General features: G+C 55.9%; 12 protein-coding genes and 3 tRNA genes. 5 read left to right on the top strand and 10 right to left on the bottom strand.

From position 1 onward, the window contains the following. Positions 1-68: 68 nt before the first annotated feature. From ACZRJQ_RS06155 to ACZRJQ_RS06135, 5 genes are all read right to left on the bottom strand, one after another. Entirely contained in the window at positions 69-1352 is a 1284-nt protein-coding gene (locus ACZRJQ_RS06155; protein WP_463977492.1) for a virulence factor family protein, read from the bottom strand. Beyond that, the gene (mprF, locus tag ACZRJQ_RS06150) at positions 1352-3994 is read right to left on the bottom strand and encodes a bifunctional lysylphosphatidylglycerol flippase/synthetase MprF (RefSeq protein ID WP_463977491.1); all 2643 of its coding nucleotides are present in this window, start codon (positions 3992-3994) and stop codon (positions 1352-1354) included. Before mprF ends, ACZRJQ_RS06155 begins: the two co-directional genes overlap by 1 nt. A 255-nt stretch (positions 3995-4249) precedes the next feature. After that, a tRNA-Met gene (locus tag ACZRJQ_RS06145) sits at positions 4250-4326 on the bottom strand. 150 nt (positions 4327-4476) lie between these two features. After that, a tRNA-Met gene (locus ACZRJQ_RS06140) sits at positions 4477-4553 on the bottom strand. A 283-nt stretch (positions 4554-4836) separates the two neighbouring features. After that, a tRNA-Met gene (locus tag ACZRJQ_RS06135) sits at positions 4837-4913 on the bottom strand. 289 nt (positions 4914-5202) lie between these two features. Between ACZRJQ_RS06135 and dinB the strand changes: the two genes are divergently transcribed. Further along, on the top strand, positions 5203-6264 hold the full coding sequence (gene dinB, locus ACZRJQ_RS06130) for a DNA polymerase IV (protein WP_463977490.1): 1062 nt from the start codon (positions 5203-5205) through the stop codon (positions 6262-6264). Positions 6265-6293: 29 nt separating this feature from the next. Here dinB and ACZRJQ_RS06125 read toward each other — a convergent pair whose 3' ends face one another. The 4 genes from ACZRJQ_RS06125 to ACZRJQ_RS06110 all read right to left on the bottom strand — a co-directional run bounded on the left by ACZRJQ_RS06125 (position 6294) and on the right by ACZRJQ_RS06110 (position 11039). After that, positions 6294-7241 (bottom strand): hypothetical protein, encoded by a 948-nt coding sequence (locus ACZRJQ_RS06125; RefSeq protein WP_463977489.1) that lies wholly within the window; start codon positions 7239-7241, stop codon positions 6294-6296. Positions 7242-7258: 17 nt separating this feature from the next. Beyond that, on the bottom strand, positions 7259-8974 hold the full coding sequence (locus ACZRJQ_RS06120) for a proline--tRNA ligase (protein WP_463977488.1): 1716 nt from the start codon (positions 8972-8974) through the stop codon (positions 7259-7261). A gap of 103 nt (positions 8975-9077) precedes the next feature. Further along, positions 9078-10622, bottom strand: a complete 1545-nt coding sequence (locus ACZRJQ_RS06115; RefSeq protein WP_463977487.1) for an AmpG family muropeptide MFS transporter — start codon at positions 10620-10622, stop codon at positions 9078-9080. Between the two features lie 42 nt (positions 10623-10664). After that, positions 10665-11039 carry an MGMT family protein gene (locus tag ACZRJQ_RS06110; RefSeq protein ID WP_463977486.1) on the bottom strand — a complete coding sequence of 125 codons (375 nt, stop codon included), beginning with the start codon at positions 11037-11039 and terminating at the stop codon, positions 10665-10667. A 142-nt stretch (positions 11040-11181) separates the two neighbouring features. On the opposite strand from ACZRJQ_RS06110, the gene ACZRJQ_RS06105 reads away from it, so the two are divergent. Beyond that, positions 11182-12195, top strand: a complete 1014-nt coding sequence (locus tag ACZRJQ_RS06105) for a DUF481 domain-containing protein (protein WP_463977485.1) — start codon at positions 11182-11184, stop codon at positions 12193-12195. Positions 12196-12283: 88 nt separating this feature from the next. Here ACZRJQ_RS06105 and ACZRJQ_RS06100 read toward each other — a convergent pair whose 3' ends face one another. After that, positions 12284-13042, bottom strand: a complete 759-nt coding sequence (locus ACZRJQ_RS06100) for an SDR family oxidoreductase (RefSeq protein ID WP_463977484.1) — start codon at positions 13040-13042, stop codon at positions 12284-12286. Positions 13043-13182: 140 nt separating this feature from the next. Here ACZRJQ_RS06100 and ACZRJQ_RS06095 point away from each other — a divergent pair, with 140 nt between their 5' ends. From ACZRJQ_RS06095 to ACZRJQ_RS06085, 3 genes are all read left to right on the top strand, one after another. Beyond that, positions 13183-13914, top strand: a complete 732-nt coding sequence (locus ACZRJQ_RS06095; protein WP_463977483.1) for a HugZ family pyridoxamine 5'-phosphate oxidase — start codon at positions 13183-13185, stop codon at positions 13912-13914. A gap of 65 nt (positions 13915-13979) precedes the next feature. Then, complete coding sequence (locus ACZRJQ_RS06090) at positions 13980-14453, top strand: FxsA family protein (protein ID WP_463977482.1); 474 nt, start codon at positions 13980-13982, stop codon at positions 14451-14453. A gap of 243 nt (positions 14454-14696) precedes the next feature. Then, complete coding sequence (locus ACZRJQ_RS06085; protein WP_016779794.1) at positions 14697-14990, top strand: co-chaperone GroES; 294 nt, start codon at positions 14697-14699, stop codon at positions 14988-14990. Positions 14991-15009 lie beyond the last annotated feature (19 nt).

Below are 15009 nucleotides of genomic sequence, written 5' to 3'. Positions count from 1 at the left end.
TGGTAATGCTTGGCGAGCGTGTGGGCCCAAGCTTGCTCGTGAAACATCACCTCATGTCGAGGAGGATGTTACTCAGCCACTGCTTCGCGTTTCTTGATGGCGGCTACCAGACGCTTGGCCAGTGCCGGGTAGTTCTCGTCGAAGTGGTGCCCGCCCGGTAGCTTCATGTTCTCGCCAACCGCGGTTTTGGCTGTGCAGCCGCTCTCATCCACTTCTTCCTCGCCATACACGCAGAGGACTTTGGCCGCTGGCAACTTAGCCATTTCAGCGCCCGTGTCGGCCTCGGCTCCGGCTTTACCCAGCCAGCCATCGACATGGATTTCAAAACTGCCGGTGCGTGCAAAGGCCAACAAAATAATGGCGTCTACACGGTTTTGCTCGGCTTCTGGCAGGCGGTTGTAGGTGGCGGGTAAAACATCGGCGCCAAACGAGTAACCGACTAATACAAAGCGTTTGGTGCCCCATTTCTGACGATAGTGCTGCATCAGTTCTGTCAGGTCAGCTGCACTTTGCTCTGGAGATTTGTGCTGCCAGTAGTAGCGCAACGTGTCGATGCCGATGACGGGATAGCCCGCTTTGGCCATTTCATCGCCAATCACGTGGTCCAAATCGGCCCGCCACCCGCCGTCGCCGGAGAGGAATAACACCAGCGTGTCGCTGGGCTGGCTGGCAGGTATTTCCATCAAGGGCATGCTCAGCCCGCCGTTATCGTTACCGACTAACCGCTTGCGCAGCTCGTTGTTCAGTACCTGTGGGAGCTGGATGTCGTAATCGCTGATGCTGGTTTCGGCGTTGCTTTGATCGCGAACAAAGGCTGCGCTCGGGTCATCGGGGTCATCGTTCCAGGCCACCAGCCAATGGCCATGAGCGGCAGACTTGGGCACGGGAATGCTGCACTCGGGTTGCTCCAGGGTAAAACTGACTGATACGGCTTGGGCGGCGTCGCTGGTTTGTTCGGCCAGCCAGCGCCAGGCCAGTGTCGCCCCTGGGCCGATGCCACTGACCAGCGTGGCTGGGCCATCAAGGTGTTGCAGTGCTGTTTGCAGTGCTTGCTGCTGCAAGGTGCAATCAGTGTCGGGAACGACTACTTGCACCAATTGTGCTGCGCCGCTGCGGCTCAGGGTGAGCAGCTGTTGATCGTTGAGCGCATCGGCGGCTGGTGTGGCGATGATGACGTGCGCACGTGCCGACTGGCCGGGCGTGACTTTGGTCAGGGTCGAGCCATCGGCTTGGTTCAAATGCTCTACGGTTGGCTCGGGTGCAGGGCGGTTCCATAACCAATAACCTCCCGCTGCCAGCGCAACCAGCACGATTAGGGTTACCAGCCAGAACCGCCAGGAACGAAGTTTCATTAACGTTTCACCAATCCAGTCAAGCCGCCTGCAATCAAGGCAGCGGTATCGGCCAGCGCTACCAGCGGATCAAGCCCTGCAGGTACGGCCATGTAACGAGGTTCCCAGTCAGGCTGGAATTTGTCTTTAAAGCGACGCAAGCCCTGGAAGTTGTACAGGTGCTCGCCGCGCTGGAACAGCATCGACCCTAAGCGTTGAGTCAGTGGCGCGCCGCGACGTGGCTGCAAGCCCGATAGTGGCACCATGCCGAGGCTGAAGCGTGCGTAGCCATGCTTCTTATAGTGCTGAATCAAGCCGACCATCATGAACTCCATGGTCAGTTTTGGCGCTTCGGGGTGGGCGCGCATCAAGTCCAGGCTCGACAGCTCATGGCTGTGGGTTTCAAGCAGATTGGCGAAGGCCACCGGTTTGCCTTCAAAACGAATAATGGCAACGCGAAAGTGCTTGATGTACTCGGGGCTGAAACGCCCCAGAGAAAAGCCCTTTTCACGGACATTTTTGCCGGTCAGCCAGGCATCAGAAATCACCTTGAGCTCATCCATCGGCGCTTCACCGGGTTCGTGAATCTCCAGCGACAAACCATCGCGAGTGCCACGGTTCCAGGTGTAACGCAGGTCTTTCATCTCTTTGCCTTTGGCGTCGAGATCAAAGCGATGCAGATCGACACGAGCTTCTTCGCCGAGCTTGATCGCTGTCAGGCCAATGTCCATGTAAAACGGCAGGTTTTCTGCGCGGACTTGATAAAACACGGGGCGGGCATGGAAGGTGTCGCACAGGTCGCGGAACTGCCAGATCAGTTCGGCGCGTTGCTGATTCGGGCCGATAGGATCGTACAGTGCCACCAGGCTGCGCCCACGGCGGGCGTACATCAAAAACGCGTTTTCGTCCGGGTGAAACAGCAGCGCTTTGTCACCGGTCAGTGCCAGGCCACCATCAGGCTGATCGGAGGCGAGCAGGATTTTCTCGGCTTTTTCCAGCTCGGTGGCATCCGGTAGGTGAATCACCGGCCGGGCGGTACGCAGCAGCCAGGTCAGCGAAACAATCACCAGCACCACGGCGGCGCCCAACAAGGAGCGCAAGCCACGAGGGGCATCAGCATCCAAAGTGAACTGCCACCACAGTTGATGGCTGTAGGGGACGTCTTGGTAAGCAAACAGCAAAAGCCAGATGGACGCCCCCAGCACGCAAACACTGGCCACCAGATACAAGGGCGAAAAAGGCAGCTCAGTCAGGCGGCTCGGCCGATAAAACGAGCGACGAAACAGTGCCAGCAAGCTGGCGGTAAAGGCCAGAATGGTGGCTTCTTCCCAGTCAAAGCCTTTAAGCAGAGACAGTACAGCGCCTACCAGCAGTAGAACCGTGGTCAGCATCCATGCGGCTGACAAGCGACGTCGCAGGCCCTGCGCCAAAAGCAGGCAGAGCACGCCAATCAGGCTGGCACCAAAGTGCGAGGCGTCGATTAAGCGATGGGGGATCAAAAAACCGATATGTTCAAGGCGCGTATCGATTTCAGGTGTGGCGCCCGAGAACAGCAGTACCACGCCTGACATGAATACCAACACCGCCAAAATGGGGGCGGCCAGGCCAGAAGCGACGCGCAGGCTTTGTCGGGTTTGAATCAAGCGCTGCGCTTCGTTGAACAACAGCATCAGGCACGCGACCAGCAGCGGCAAAATCACATAGATCAAACGATACAACAGCAGAGCGGCAGCCAGTGGGGCGGCGCCCAGCTTGTCAGCAAAGGCAGCCAGCAAAATGGCTTCAAAAACACCCACGCCGCCGGGTACGTGGCTCAGTACGCCCGCCGCCAATGCCAGCAGGTAAACCAACATAAACGCACCCAAGGGAGGCGCTTCGGGCAACAGGAAATACAGCACGGTCGCGGCGGCGGCCACGTCCAGAGCCGTAATCACCAGCTGCAACAAGGTCAGGCGAGGGCTGGGCAGGCGCAGGGTGCGGCGACCTGCTTTTACCAGTAGGTTGTCCGGGATGGGTTGTTCGGGCAGGCGTCGGCGATAAATACCTAGCCCCAACAAGGCGAACAGTGCCAGTACGGCAACAGCAATGGCTCCTAATAAGGTTGCCGATATATGCAAGGCGGCAGAGGCTGCGGGCAAGTTGCTCAGCGTGGCGAGGGCTGCTAACGGCGGCAAGGCGCAACCGAGCGACAGGCTGGCGAACAGCGTCATATGCGCGACTTCAGAAGCGCCTACGCCGTGGCGTGCATATAAGCGATAACGCACCGACCCGCCAGAAAGCAGCGACAAGCCGATGGCATTACCAATGGCAAACGCCGTGAAACCACCCAGTGCGAGGGTTTTGGCTGGCAATTTGACACCGGCATAGCGGCTCGCCGACCACTCGTAACCGAGCAGAATCACAAATCCCACAGCCGTTGCAGCTACAGCGCCAAACAAGGCCGGTTGAGGGACTTCCATGATGGAGTCGTGCAGGGCGTAAAAGTCGAGTTCGCTGAGTAAGTGGCGGCACGCAATAAGTGCTATTGCAAACAGCAGCAGGGTGAGTGCAAGCCCAATGGGTTGGCGGTATTTGCTCAGCATGTCCAGCCAACGCAAGCGTGTGGCGGCAATCGGGTGCGCAGCTGTAACGGTGTCTTTGGGTACTGGCGAGTTATCGGGCATCAATCACCTCTGGATCGTGCGCGATAGGATGGAGGCATCGACTCAAGTTACCAATCCCTTTGGTTAAAATATTTTGAAATACTTTCAGCTGTTTGCCTGATGTTCAGGTTTGGGCTGTGAAAAAAAAGTAATGGCTGGCGCTGAGCATAGACGACCGATTCATCCTGAGGGGAAGAGGGGGTTGTGAGTGCTGGCCACTTACTTTTCGAGCACGCACAAAAAAGGCCACTCTTTCGAGTAGCCTTTTTTGATGTTTGGTTGCGGGAGCCGGATTTGAACCGACGACCTTCGGGTTATGAGCCCGACGAGCTACCAGACTGCTCCATCCCGCGTCTGTGGGGCGCATTCTACAGAAGATGACTAAGCTGTCAACTGTTTATGTCGCAAACGCTTGAAATATACGGTTTTAATCGCCGGGCAGTGGCGGGGTTAAAACAACCGGCCACAAAAAAGGCCACTCTTTCGAGCAGCCTTTTTATGTTTGGTTGCGGGAGCCGGATTTGAACCGACGACCTTCGGGTTATGAGCCCGACGAGCTACCAGACTGCTCCATCCCGCGTCTGTGGGGCGCACTCTACAGTGATGTGCGAGTGAGTCAACCTTTAATGCAAAAATGCAGCAAATAAGATCAAAACTGCCTAGGTCTTGGCGCAGATGCTAATGCGTCGTAACGACAGCATGGCAGGCCAAGCAGTGCTGGCGCTGGCAAAGGAGCGGAGCGTTTGACCTTTGAAAAGATTGATCTCAGCCCGACAACGCCGGTGCGAAGAGGGCGCCGGTCTGGCGGGTAAAACAGGCGCGCACAAAAAAGGCCACTCTTTCGAGTAGCCTTTTTCGATGTTTGGTTGCGGGAGCCGGATTTGAACCGACGACCTTCGGGTTATGAGCCCGACGAGCTACCAGACTGCTCCATCCCGCGTCTGTGGGGTGGATTCTACAGCGATACGCATGTGTGTCAAACCTTAATTTATAAAAAATGCTTTTGGTTCAATCAGTTAGACAGTAAATAGAGTTATTAAACGGGCTGCAGGGCAGAGAGCGTAAGGGTTGTAGCTCTATTAGGCTGGTGTCTTCGATTAGAAAAACAAATGCCAAGGTGCTACTGCCTGCGTTTGTCGGGCCGATTCAAGACTACTGGTGCGATATACAGTTCTCGGTGACATACTGGCAGCCCGCTTGCCTACAGCTCTAAAAGACCACTGCCCTACATGACGCAGCGCAAAATCATCCACGTCGATTGTGATTGCTTCTATGCCGCTATTGAGATGCGTGATGACCCGCGTCTGGCAAATAAGCCGATGGCCGTGGGCGGCTCGGTGGACAGGCGGGGGGTTATTGCTACCTGTAATTATGAGGCGCGGGCGTATGGCGTGCGTTCAGCCATGTCGTCCAGGCATGCGCTCAAACTCTGCCCGGACTTGATTATCGTGAGCGGCCGAATGGACGCTTATAAAGCGGCGTCTAAAGAAATTCACGGTATTTTGCGCGATTACACCGAGTTGATTGAGCCGCTGTCGCTGGATGAAGCCTATCTGGACGTGTCCGATAGCCCTCATTTCGCGGGCAGCGCCACCCGAATTGCGCAAGATATTCGGCGCAGAGTGTCCAATCAGTTGCACATCACCGTGTCTGCCGGTGTGGCGCCCAACAAGTTTTTGGCCAAAATCGCCAGCGATTGGAAGAAGCCCAATGGGCTGTTCGTGATTACACCAGATCAAGTCGATGATTTTGTGTCTGCGCTGCCGGTAAAAAAGCTGCACGGTGTAGGCAAGGTCACTGCTGACAAGCTCGCGCGGCTTGGGATCGAGACCTGTCTCGATTTGCGGGATTGGAACAAGCTGGCGCTTGTGCGCGAATTTGGCAGTTTTGGTGAGCGACTGTGGGGGTTGGCGCGTGGGATTGATGAGCGCTTGGTGCAGAGTGATAGTCGACGTCAGTCGGTGAGCGTGGAAAACACTTACGACACAGACTTGCCGGACTTGGCGAGCTGCCTCGAAAAACTGCCCGAGTTACTGGACACCCTGAATGGGCGTATTGGCCGGATCGACAGCACGTATAGGCCCGGTAAACCGTTCGTTAAGGTCAAGTTCCACGATTTTACGCAAACCACGCTTGAGCAATCAGGTGCAGGGCGTGATTTGGAGAGTTATCAGCACTTAATGAGTCAGGCGTTTGCACGCGGTGCCAAGCCCGTCCGGTTGTTGGGGCTTGGTGTGCGTTTGCATGATTTGAGTGGTGGTAATGAGCAGTTGGAATTGTTCAGTCGTTAGGTTGAAAGTTGCCTCCCAATCCGGCCCGATCAGATAACTCCAGGGTCTGCCACCAGCCGGCCAGCATTTTTGGTCAATGACTGAAGAAATTCATGCTGTAACTCGGGATCGTTACGCGTGAGTTCAATCAGGCTTTGTTCCAGTTCGCTGGCTTCTTCTTCCAGGCCCAGTTCTGATAGGCGCTTAACCCGATGCACCCATTGGTTGACGTCGTCACCCTCCAGGTCGTCGTAGATCAGGTTGTGCGCTTCCAGCAGTTTCCCGCGCAGGCTGCTGCTGATCGACAGGGTCGAATCTGAGTGGGTTTCGTCCTGTGCGTCCTCCACCTCAATAGTCAGTTTGCTGACGCGATTGAGGTCTTGTTCGGCAAACGGGCTGTCCAGCAAGTTGAGGCGCAAAACACCGTTACGGTCGGTGGTCAGTTCGTGATCGTGCTTGCCAGCCTTGACGATAACTGGGCGTTCGGCCCACGGCAGGCTTGAGTATTCCAGGCGCGAGTCGCGTTGGGTTTCATCAATACCTGCCAGGTTCTGCTGGGCTCGGCCGTGGGATTGCACGTTCATGGCCGGGTTTAAGCCAGCAACGCCATAGCTGATCCAGTCTCGGGTCACACTGTCGGGCAATTGCCCGAACATGAATACGTTGAGCACATTAGCACCCACGCCCGCTACAACCGCCACCGCGCCTAGCGGGATCTCATAGAGTTCACGCCAAGGTTGGTAAGGGGTGTAGCGGTCGTAACGACGCGTCACATCGAACTCGGTGACCTCAAAGGTCTTTTGTTCATTGATGCGCACACGGCGTTGCGGCAGCTCAAGAACTGATGGCGAGCCGACATCAATTAGCAGACTGTGCGCGAGCAATTTGCGCTCAATGCGCTCCTCGTGTTCGCTGCGTTGCGACATGTGGTTGGCACAGCCGCTCAGCAACAGGACGCCGCACATGGCGGCGCCCGTTAAGGTACTTCGATTGAACATGGCGTCTCTATTTGGGTTCAGCGACGGATGCGCGCCTGAAGGAATGCAAGGACATCAGCAACGGGCAGGGCTTGCGGCTCGGCTTCGGTGCGGCTCTTGTATTCCAGATTGCCTTCGGCAAGGCCGCGGTCACTGACGACGATCCGGTGCGGGATGCCAATCAGTTCCATGTCGGCGAATTTGATGCCTGGGCTGGTTTTCTTGTCGCGATCATCCAGCAGCACTTCAAAGCCTGCGCCAGTCAGTTCTGCGTAAAGCGCGTCAGTGGCTTCGCGTACAGCTTCAGTTTCATAACGCAGTGGCACCAGAGCAACCTGGAATGGCGCCAGAGTATCGCTCCAGATAATGCCGCGTTCGTCGTTGTTCTGCTCGATGGCAGCAGCGACTACGCGAGAAACGCCAATGCCATAGCAGCCCATTGCCAGGGTGACAGGCTTGCCGTTTTCACCCAGCACCTGGCACTTCATTGCTTCGCTGTACTTGGTGCCCAACTGGAAGATGTGGCCGACTTCGATGCCGCGCTTGATTTCCAGTGTGCCTTTGCCGTCCGGGCTTTGGTCGCCAGCGACCACGTTGCGTAAGTCGGCAACGGTCGGTACTGGCAGATCGCGTTCCCAGTTCACGCCAAAGTAGTGCTTGTCGTCGATGTTTGCGCCGACGGCGAAGTCGCTCATCAGTTCAACCGAGCGATCAATGATGCAAGGCAGTGGCAGGTTAAGCGGGCCCAAAGAACCAGCGCCAGCGCCGATGGCATCACGCAGCTCTGCGTCACCAGCCATGACCAGCGGGCTGGCAACCAGCGGGTGGTTGGCGGCTTTGATTTCATTCAGCTCGTGGTCGCCACGGATCACCAATGCAATCAGCTTGCCTTCTTCGGCCGCATGCACGATCAGGGTTTTGACGGTTTTTTCGATTGGCAGGTCGTAGCCTTCTACCAATTGAGCAATGGTCTTGGCGTCTGGCGTGTCGATCAGGCGCAGCTCTTGAGTGGCAGCGGCGCGCGAGGTTTCAGTCGGTACGGCTTCGGCTTTTTCGATGTTGGCTGCGTAGTCGGAACCATTGCTGAATACGATGTCGTCTTCGCCGGAGTCGGCCAGTACGTGGAACTCATGAGAGCCCGCACCACCGATGGAGCCGTTATCGGCTTCAACAGGGCGGAAGTTCAGGCCCAGACGGGTGAACACGTTGCAGTAGGCCTGGTGCATGCGGTCGTAGGTGACTTGCAGCGAGGCGTTGTCTGCGTGGAACGAATAGGCGTCTTTCATGATGAATTCGCGGCCGCGCATCAAGCCGAAGCGCGGGCGGATTTCATCGCGGAATTTGGTTTGGATCTGGTACAGATTGATCGGCAACTGTTTGTAGCTGTTCAGCTCGTTGCGGCACAGGTCGGTGATTACTTCTTCGTGGGTTGGGCCCACGCAAAACTCACGACCGTGGCGATCTTTTAGGCGCAGCAGCTCGGGGCCGTACTCTTCCCAGCGACCAGACTCTTGCCACAGTTCCGCTGGCTGGATGCTTGGCATCAGCACTTCAAGCGCGCCAGCAGCGTTCATTTCTTCGCGAACAATGGCTTCAGCCTTGCGCATAATCCGCAGGCCCATGGGCAGCCAGGTGTACAGGCCGGAAGCAAGTTTACGGATCATGCCGGCGCGCAGCATCAGCTGATGGCTGATAACGACCGCGTCGGAAGGCGTTTCTTTTTGTGTGGCGAGCAAATATTGACTGGTGCGCATGGTTAGCCGTTGCCGTTGCTGATGACTTGAAATGACTCAGCATTGTACGGGCGAGTTGTGCTTGCGTACAGGGCAGGCGGGGGAGGCGGGCTCCCCCTAATGTTTATGGGTGTTTTTCGAGGTCTATGCCGGGGTTTTCCCGTGCTCTGCGGCTTTGCTGATACCAGTGAAGGCTGATCAGCAGCAGGGTCGGGATGCCCATTAGTGCGGTGATGATGAAGAAGTTGTGATAACCAAATTTCTCGACCATTACGCCCGAATAACCGCCCATTAAGCGCGGCAGTAACAGCATGATTGAGCTGAGCAGTGCGTACTGGGTGGCCGAAAACTTAAGGTTGGTCAGGCTGGACAGGTAGGCCACGAACGCAGAAGTGGCTAGGCCGGAGCTGAAGTTGTCGAGGGAAATCGTGACAATCAGCATCTGAAGGTTGGGGCCCATGTCGGCCAGCATCATAAACAATAGATTGGTGCCTGCTGAAGCCGCGCCGCCAATTAGCAGGATCGGCAGAATCCCGAAGCGCACGATCAACAGGCCCCCCATGCCCGCGCCCACGAGGGTCATGATCAGGCCGAAAATTTTACTGACGCCGGCAATCTGATCCTTGGTGAAACCTTGGTCGATATAAAACACGTTGGCCATGACGCCCATAACCGTGTCAGACATGCGGTAGGTGGCAATCAGCCCCAGCAGCAGCAGCGCTTGCCAGCGATAGCGCACGATAAAGTCGTTGACGGGTGTAAGCACCGGCGCCAGGCCGCGTCGCCCGATTGAAGACAAGCACAGCACTGTCAGCAGGGTGTACAGAATGGCGCGCAAGAAAGCACGGTCTTCAAGCAGCAGGTCTTGCATGCTGATACCGCCAAACAACACGCCTGCAAAATCAGTGTTGTAGAGCTGGGTGAACATGGCGGGAACGGACACCAGCAATACAATCAGTACAAATACCGAGGCCAGCTGATGGCCAAAGCTGTAACGCCCGGCGGAAAGCTGAGTGCGCAAAGGTACAGGTGGTTCACGCATAAAGAAGGTGGTGAGCAGGGCTGGCACCATCAGCAAGCCAAACAACACGTAGGTGCCGGTCCAGGCTGAGTGCTTGTAGTTAAACCCGGTAGAGCCGAAGCCTTCGGCAAAGAACAGCGCACCCGCGGTTGCCAGCAAGGCGGCCACTCGGTAGCCGGACATGTAGCTGGCCGCGAGCGCGGCCTGACGGCTGTCGTCGGCGATTTCCAGGCGGTAGGCGTCCACGGCAATGTCTTGGGTGGCCGAGGCGAAAGACACGATAACGGCAATGGCGATCAGCCACGAAAGGTGTTTTTGTGGGTCGCAAAAGCCCATGCCGATCAGGCCAAGAATGACCAGCGACTGTGACAACACCAGCCAGGAACGGCGCCTTCCCAGTTTGCCGAGCAGCGGCAGGCGCCACTGGTCAAGCAGTGGGGACCAGACCCATTTAAAGGCATAAGCCAGACCGATAAGGCTGGCATAGCCAATGGTTTCACGGGCCACGCCCGCTTCACGCAACCAGACGGACAGGGTTGAGAACACCAGCATGTACGGCAAACCGGCGGCAAAACCGAGGAGCAACAGCACAAGAGTCGAGGGGCTGGCATAGGCAGCGAGCGCGGCGCGCCAGGTTTTACGGGGCATGGGCTGGAGTCTGCCTCAGGTTACGGAAACAAAGGGCGCACTCTAACCGTAGTGCTCTATCGGGCGCCAGCCATGACGCTGCATATCCACACGATTATTCACAATGCTCAAACCTTCGCTGCGTAGACGCGCACGCTGTTCATCTCCAGAAACAGTCCCTAATGGCAAACTGATACGTCCGCCTGACGCCAATACCCGATGCCAAGGCAGGCGGGTGCCTTCAGGGAGTTGGCTGAGTGTGCGCCCTACCCAGCGAGCTGCCCGGCCCAGGCCCGCCAGCTCGGCAAGTTGCCCATACGTGACGACTTTGCTGTATGGCACCAGCATTAAGGTTGAATACAGCGCGGTGCGGCGAATTTCAGCCGGAGTTTGGGCGGGATCACTTAGTGTGCTTGCAGCGTTAAGGGGTAATTTCATGTTTCAAATGCTTGCCCGGATAAGTCTGTCAATTGGACTAATGAAGGAACTACAACGCAATCAGCCGGTCTTTCTTTGCCTGGGGCGTGTCCATCGGGATAATGCCGGCCTTCTTTCGAAATTCTGAGTTTCGCATCAGCTTATGTTGTCCAGAACCCTGTTATGCCTTGCTGTCTTGAGTGTGTCTACGCCTTTGCTTGCCGACACAGTGTGGTTGAAAAATGGCGACCGCCTGACTGGCAAGATTAAAGTCTTCGATGGTGGCAAGTTACTCATTCAAACAGACTACGCGGGGGCGATCCCGATTGATTGGAAGCAGGTCAAAACCCTCGAAAGTGATCAGGAGTTGCTGGTCAAGCAAGATGCCTACTCGGGTGAAAAAGCCAAGTCACTGAAAGCGGCTGAAGATGGCAAAGTGACCCTGACTAACGGCGAAGCCCCTAAGACAGTCGAGCTGGCGAGTATCCAGCAGATCATCAAGCCTAAACCTGTGATTGAAGATTTGGTCTGGAAAGGCAATGTCGATGTGGCACTGGACTACAAGCGTGCCGACAAAGACACCGATGATTACGACATCGACTTTAAAACCACGGCCCGTCACGGGGCATGGCGTCACCATGCTGAAGGCGAATACAACCGCGAGTTTCAGAATGATGTTGTGACCACCGACAACTGGAGCGCCGAATACGCGCTTGACCACTTTATTGATGAGAAGTGGTATTGGCAGGGTCGCTTAACCTATAAGCGCGACAAGATCGAAGACATTGCTCGCCAACGCACTGTGGGTACAGGCCCCGGTTATCAGTTTTGGGATGATGAGTTGGGTGCGTTTTCATTGGGCTCGCTGCTAAACCGTACCGACTATGAATATTCAGACGGTCAAAAGGATAACTTCTACTCACTGGCAATGAAGTGGGACTACAACCGTTACTTGTTGGGCAAGACGGTTTCACTCTTTACCAATGGCGAGTTGGGTAAACCCCTGTCAGGTGCGTCCGATTACAGCCTCGATGCAGAAATAGGTTTGCGTTACAAAGTGACCGAATGGGCGTCGCTCAACCTTAAAGCGGAAAAAGACCTGATTGGTAGCGGTAGCGGGACGGGTAACGACCTCAACAAAACCCGCTACACGGCAGGTTTTGGCGTGACGTGGTAAGCAAGCTTCTGTAGTCGCTGCCGCAGGCTGCTGTTGTGCGGGCATAGGCCCTTCAAGCAACCCTGCAGCAGCTACAGCGCGCGCTGATTTAAATTCGCAGCCCACCATCGAGCTCAAGAATCCGGCCACTGTAATAGTCGTTTTCAAGAATGTAGGCCGCCGAGTGAGCGATTTCTTCGACTTTACCCATGCGTTTTAGCGGGATGCCCGCGGTCATTTTTTCAAGGGCTTCAGGCTTCATGCCCAGAGTCATTTCCGTCTCGATAAAGCCTGGTGCGATCCCCGCGACACGAATGCCGTAGCGTGCCAGCTCTTTTGCCCATGTGACGGTCGCGGCTGCAACACCGGCCTTGGCTGCCGAGTAGTTGGTCTGGCCAACATTGCCTGCGCGTGAGATCGAGGAAATATTGATGATTGCGCCTTGGCTGTTCAGCTCAATCATTTTTGCGGCCACCTCACGGGTGCACAGAAAAACCCCCGTCAAGTTGACGTCAATCACCGCCTGCCATTGCGCCAGACTCATCTTGGTCATCACGCCATCTTTAACTTTCAGCAGCAGGCCATCACGCAAAATACCGGCGTTGTTGATCAGGCCGTTGATGGCACCAAAATCTTCTGCTATCTGGGCTACGGTTTGCGTAACCTGCTCTTCGTCGGCGACGTTACACAGGTAAGCGCGAGCTTCGACGCCGTGTGCCTGACAGGCTGCGACGGCCAATTCAAGCTTTTCTGGGTTGAGGTCCACCAATGCCAGCCTGGCGCCTTTGGCCGCAAGATATTCAGCCATCGCACGGCCGAGCCCTTGGCAACCGCCAGTGATAATGATTACTTTGTCTTTTAATTGCATGAGAGCCCTCGAAGTCATTCAGGAGGATTCCTTATAGGCTGCAGATCTGCACTGTGTGCGCAGGTCGCCTATCAAGCATTGCCCTGAGGGCTAGCCCGAACTCGTCCGTTTTAGACGGAATTTTTATAAGGAGTCATAAGTTGAGCGTTGAAGCTGCCAAGCATGCCCGAGAATTACTGCTCAAGGAATACCGCGCCGCCTTGTCGACCCAGTCCAAAGCCATGCCGGGGTTTCCTTTTGGCTCTGTTGTTCCTTACTGCCTGGATGAACAGGGGCGGCCACTGATTTTGATTAGCCGAATCGCCCAACACACCCATAACCTGCGCAAAGACCCCAAGTGTTCATTGATGGTGGGTGAGCGCGGAGCTGAAGATGTACAGGCTGTAGGGCGGTTGACCTACATGGCTGAGGCTCAACAACTGACAGACCCTGAAGCTATCGAAGCGGCTGCTGAACGTTACTATCGTTACTTCCCGGAGTCGCAGAGCTATCACTCCGCCCATGATTTCGATTTTTGGGTGCTCCAGCCCGTACGCCATCGCTACATTGGCGGCTTTGGCGCAATTCATTGGCTGGATCAGGTGACGTTGGCTAATCCCTTTGCCGGCGAAGTGGAACTCAGAATGGTTGATCACATGAACAGTGATCACGCCAATGCCATTGAGCACTACGTCAAACTGTCCGGTCTGCCGCAAACCGCACCGGCGCGCTTGGTGGGCATTGATAGCGAAGGCATGCACTTGCGTATTGGAGACGGGCTTCACTGGCTGGGCTTTACCGAGACTTGCAACACCTCGACACAAGTGCGCGAAGCCTTGGTTTTTCTGGCACGGGCGGATGAGTGGCCGAAAAAACAGACAACTCAGCCTTGAATTCACAACCGCGCGCCGTCATCTAAGCTGGGTTGGAAGATATTCTTCCGGAGAGGAATCATTTGATGCGCGCTTTTTTATTGCTCTTTCTGTTGTTTCCAGTGCTAGAGCTGTACGTTTTTTTCAAGGTCAGCACCGCTATCGGGTTTTTCCCCGCGTTGCTGCTGATCATTGCTGGCTCCATGTTAGGTATTTTGGTGGTTCGTGTTGCAGGCTTGGCGACGGCCTTGAGCGCGCGCGAAAGTCTGAATCGTGGCGAGTTGCCTGCACAGCAAATGCTTCACGGCTTGATGATGGCGTTGGGGGGGGGCTTGTTGGTATTGCCGGGCTTTATCAGCGATATCGCAGGTTTGCTGCTGCTGTTGCCGCCCGTGCGAAGTTTTTTGGTCAATCGCCTGCGCAAGCGCGCAGAAGAACAGGCCATTCGTCAGCGTGCGTTTGCTGATGATTTTGAAGCGCAGCATCGGCCTGGCACTCATCAGCCCTTAGGGCGAGAGCCGAATGTGATTGAAGGCGAATTTGAGCACCGCGACAAATAAGGCTTTTGCACTGAACACACGGCACCCACGGTGCCGTGTTTGTTTTTCAGGCTTTCATGCGGGTAAAAAAATTCGTTGGGGCGCTCTTGTAAGTCAGAGGGTGCGCCCTTATGTAACGGACACCGCAGGGTTTTGCTGGTAACAGCAAACACCCTTGAGCGATTAGCACCCGGCATTTCCGGACTTGTAAACCCAGCCGGTATGACACCGGCCGATGAACACCACAATTAGGAGAGATCGACAATGAAGCTTCGTCCTCTGCATGACCGCGTCGTAATCCGTCGCAGCGAAGAAGAAAAGAAAACCGCTGGCGGTATCGTTCTGCCGGGTTCGGCTGCCGAGAAAGCTAACAGCGGTGAAGTCATCGCCGTTGGTACTGGTCGCGTTCTGGACAACGGTGAAGTGCGTGCGCTGGCCGTGAAAGTGGGTGACAAGGTTGTGTTCGGCCCTTACTCCGGCAGCAACACTGTGAAAGTCGACGGCGAAGACCTGCTGGTAATGGCTGAGAACGAGATTCTCGCTGTTATCGAAGGCTGATTTCCCGCTCATTTTCCCG

It is taken from the genome of Pseudomonas sp. E315, from assembly GCF_055406205.1.
Note: the sequence above shows the minus strand (reverse complement) of the source record. Positions and strands in the feature narration are given on the sequence as shown.

Coding starts and splice junctions, on each gene's coding strand:
- ACZRJQ_RS06155 (WP_463977492.1), bottom strand. CDS start 1,352: ATGAAACTTCGTTCCTGGCGGTTCTGGCTGGTAACCCTAATCGTGCTG.
- mprF (WP_463977491.1), bottom strand. CDS start 3,994: ATGCCCGATAACTCGCCAGTACCCAAAGACACCGTTACAGCTGCGCAC.
- dinB (WP_463977490.1), top strand. CDS start 5,203: ATGACGCAGCGCAAAATCATCCACGTCGATTGTGATTGCTTCTATGCC.
- ACZRJQ_RS06125 (WP_463977489.1), bottom strand. CDS start 7,241: ATGTTCAATCGAAGTACCTTAACGGGCGCCGCCATGTGCGGCGTCCTG.
- ACZRJQ_RS06120 (WP_463977488.1), bottom strand. CDS start 8,974: ATGCGCACCAGTCAATATTTGCTCGCCACACAAAAAGAAACGCCTTCC.
- ACZRJQ_RS06115 (WP_463977487.1), bottom strand. CDS start 10,622: ATGCCCCGTAAAACCTGGCGCGCCGCGCTCGCTGCCTATGCCAGCCCC.
- ACZRJQ_RS06110 (WP_463977486.1), bottom strand. CDS start 11,039: ATGAAATTACCCCTTAACGCTGCAAGCACACTAAGTGATCCCGCCCAA.
- ACZRJQ_RS06105 (WP_463977485.1), top strand. CDS start 11,182: ATGTTGTCCAGAACCCTGTTATGCCTTGCTGTCTTGAGTGTGTCTACG.
- ACZRJQ_RS06100 (WP_463977484.1), bottom strand. CDS start 13,042: ATGCAATTAAAAGACAAAGTAATCATTATCACTGGCGGTTGCCAAGGG.
- ACZRJQ_RS06090 (WP_463977482.1), top strand. CDS start 13,980: ATGCGCGCTTTTTTATTGCTCTTTCTGTTGTTTCCAGTGCTAGAGCTG.
- ACZRJQ_RS06085 (WP_016779794.1), top strand. CDS start 14,697: ATGAAGCTTCGTCCTCTGCATGACCGCGTCGTAATCCGTCGCAGCGAA.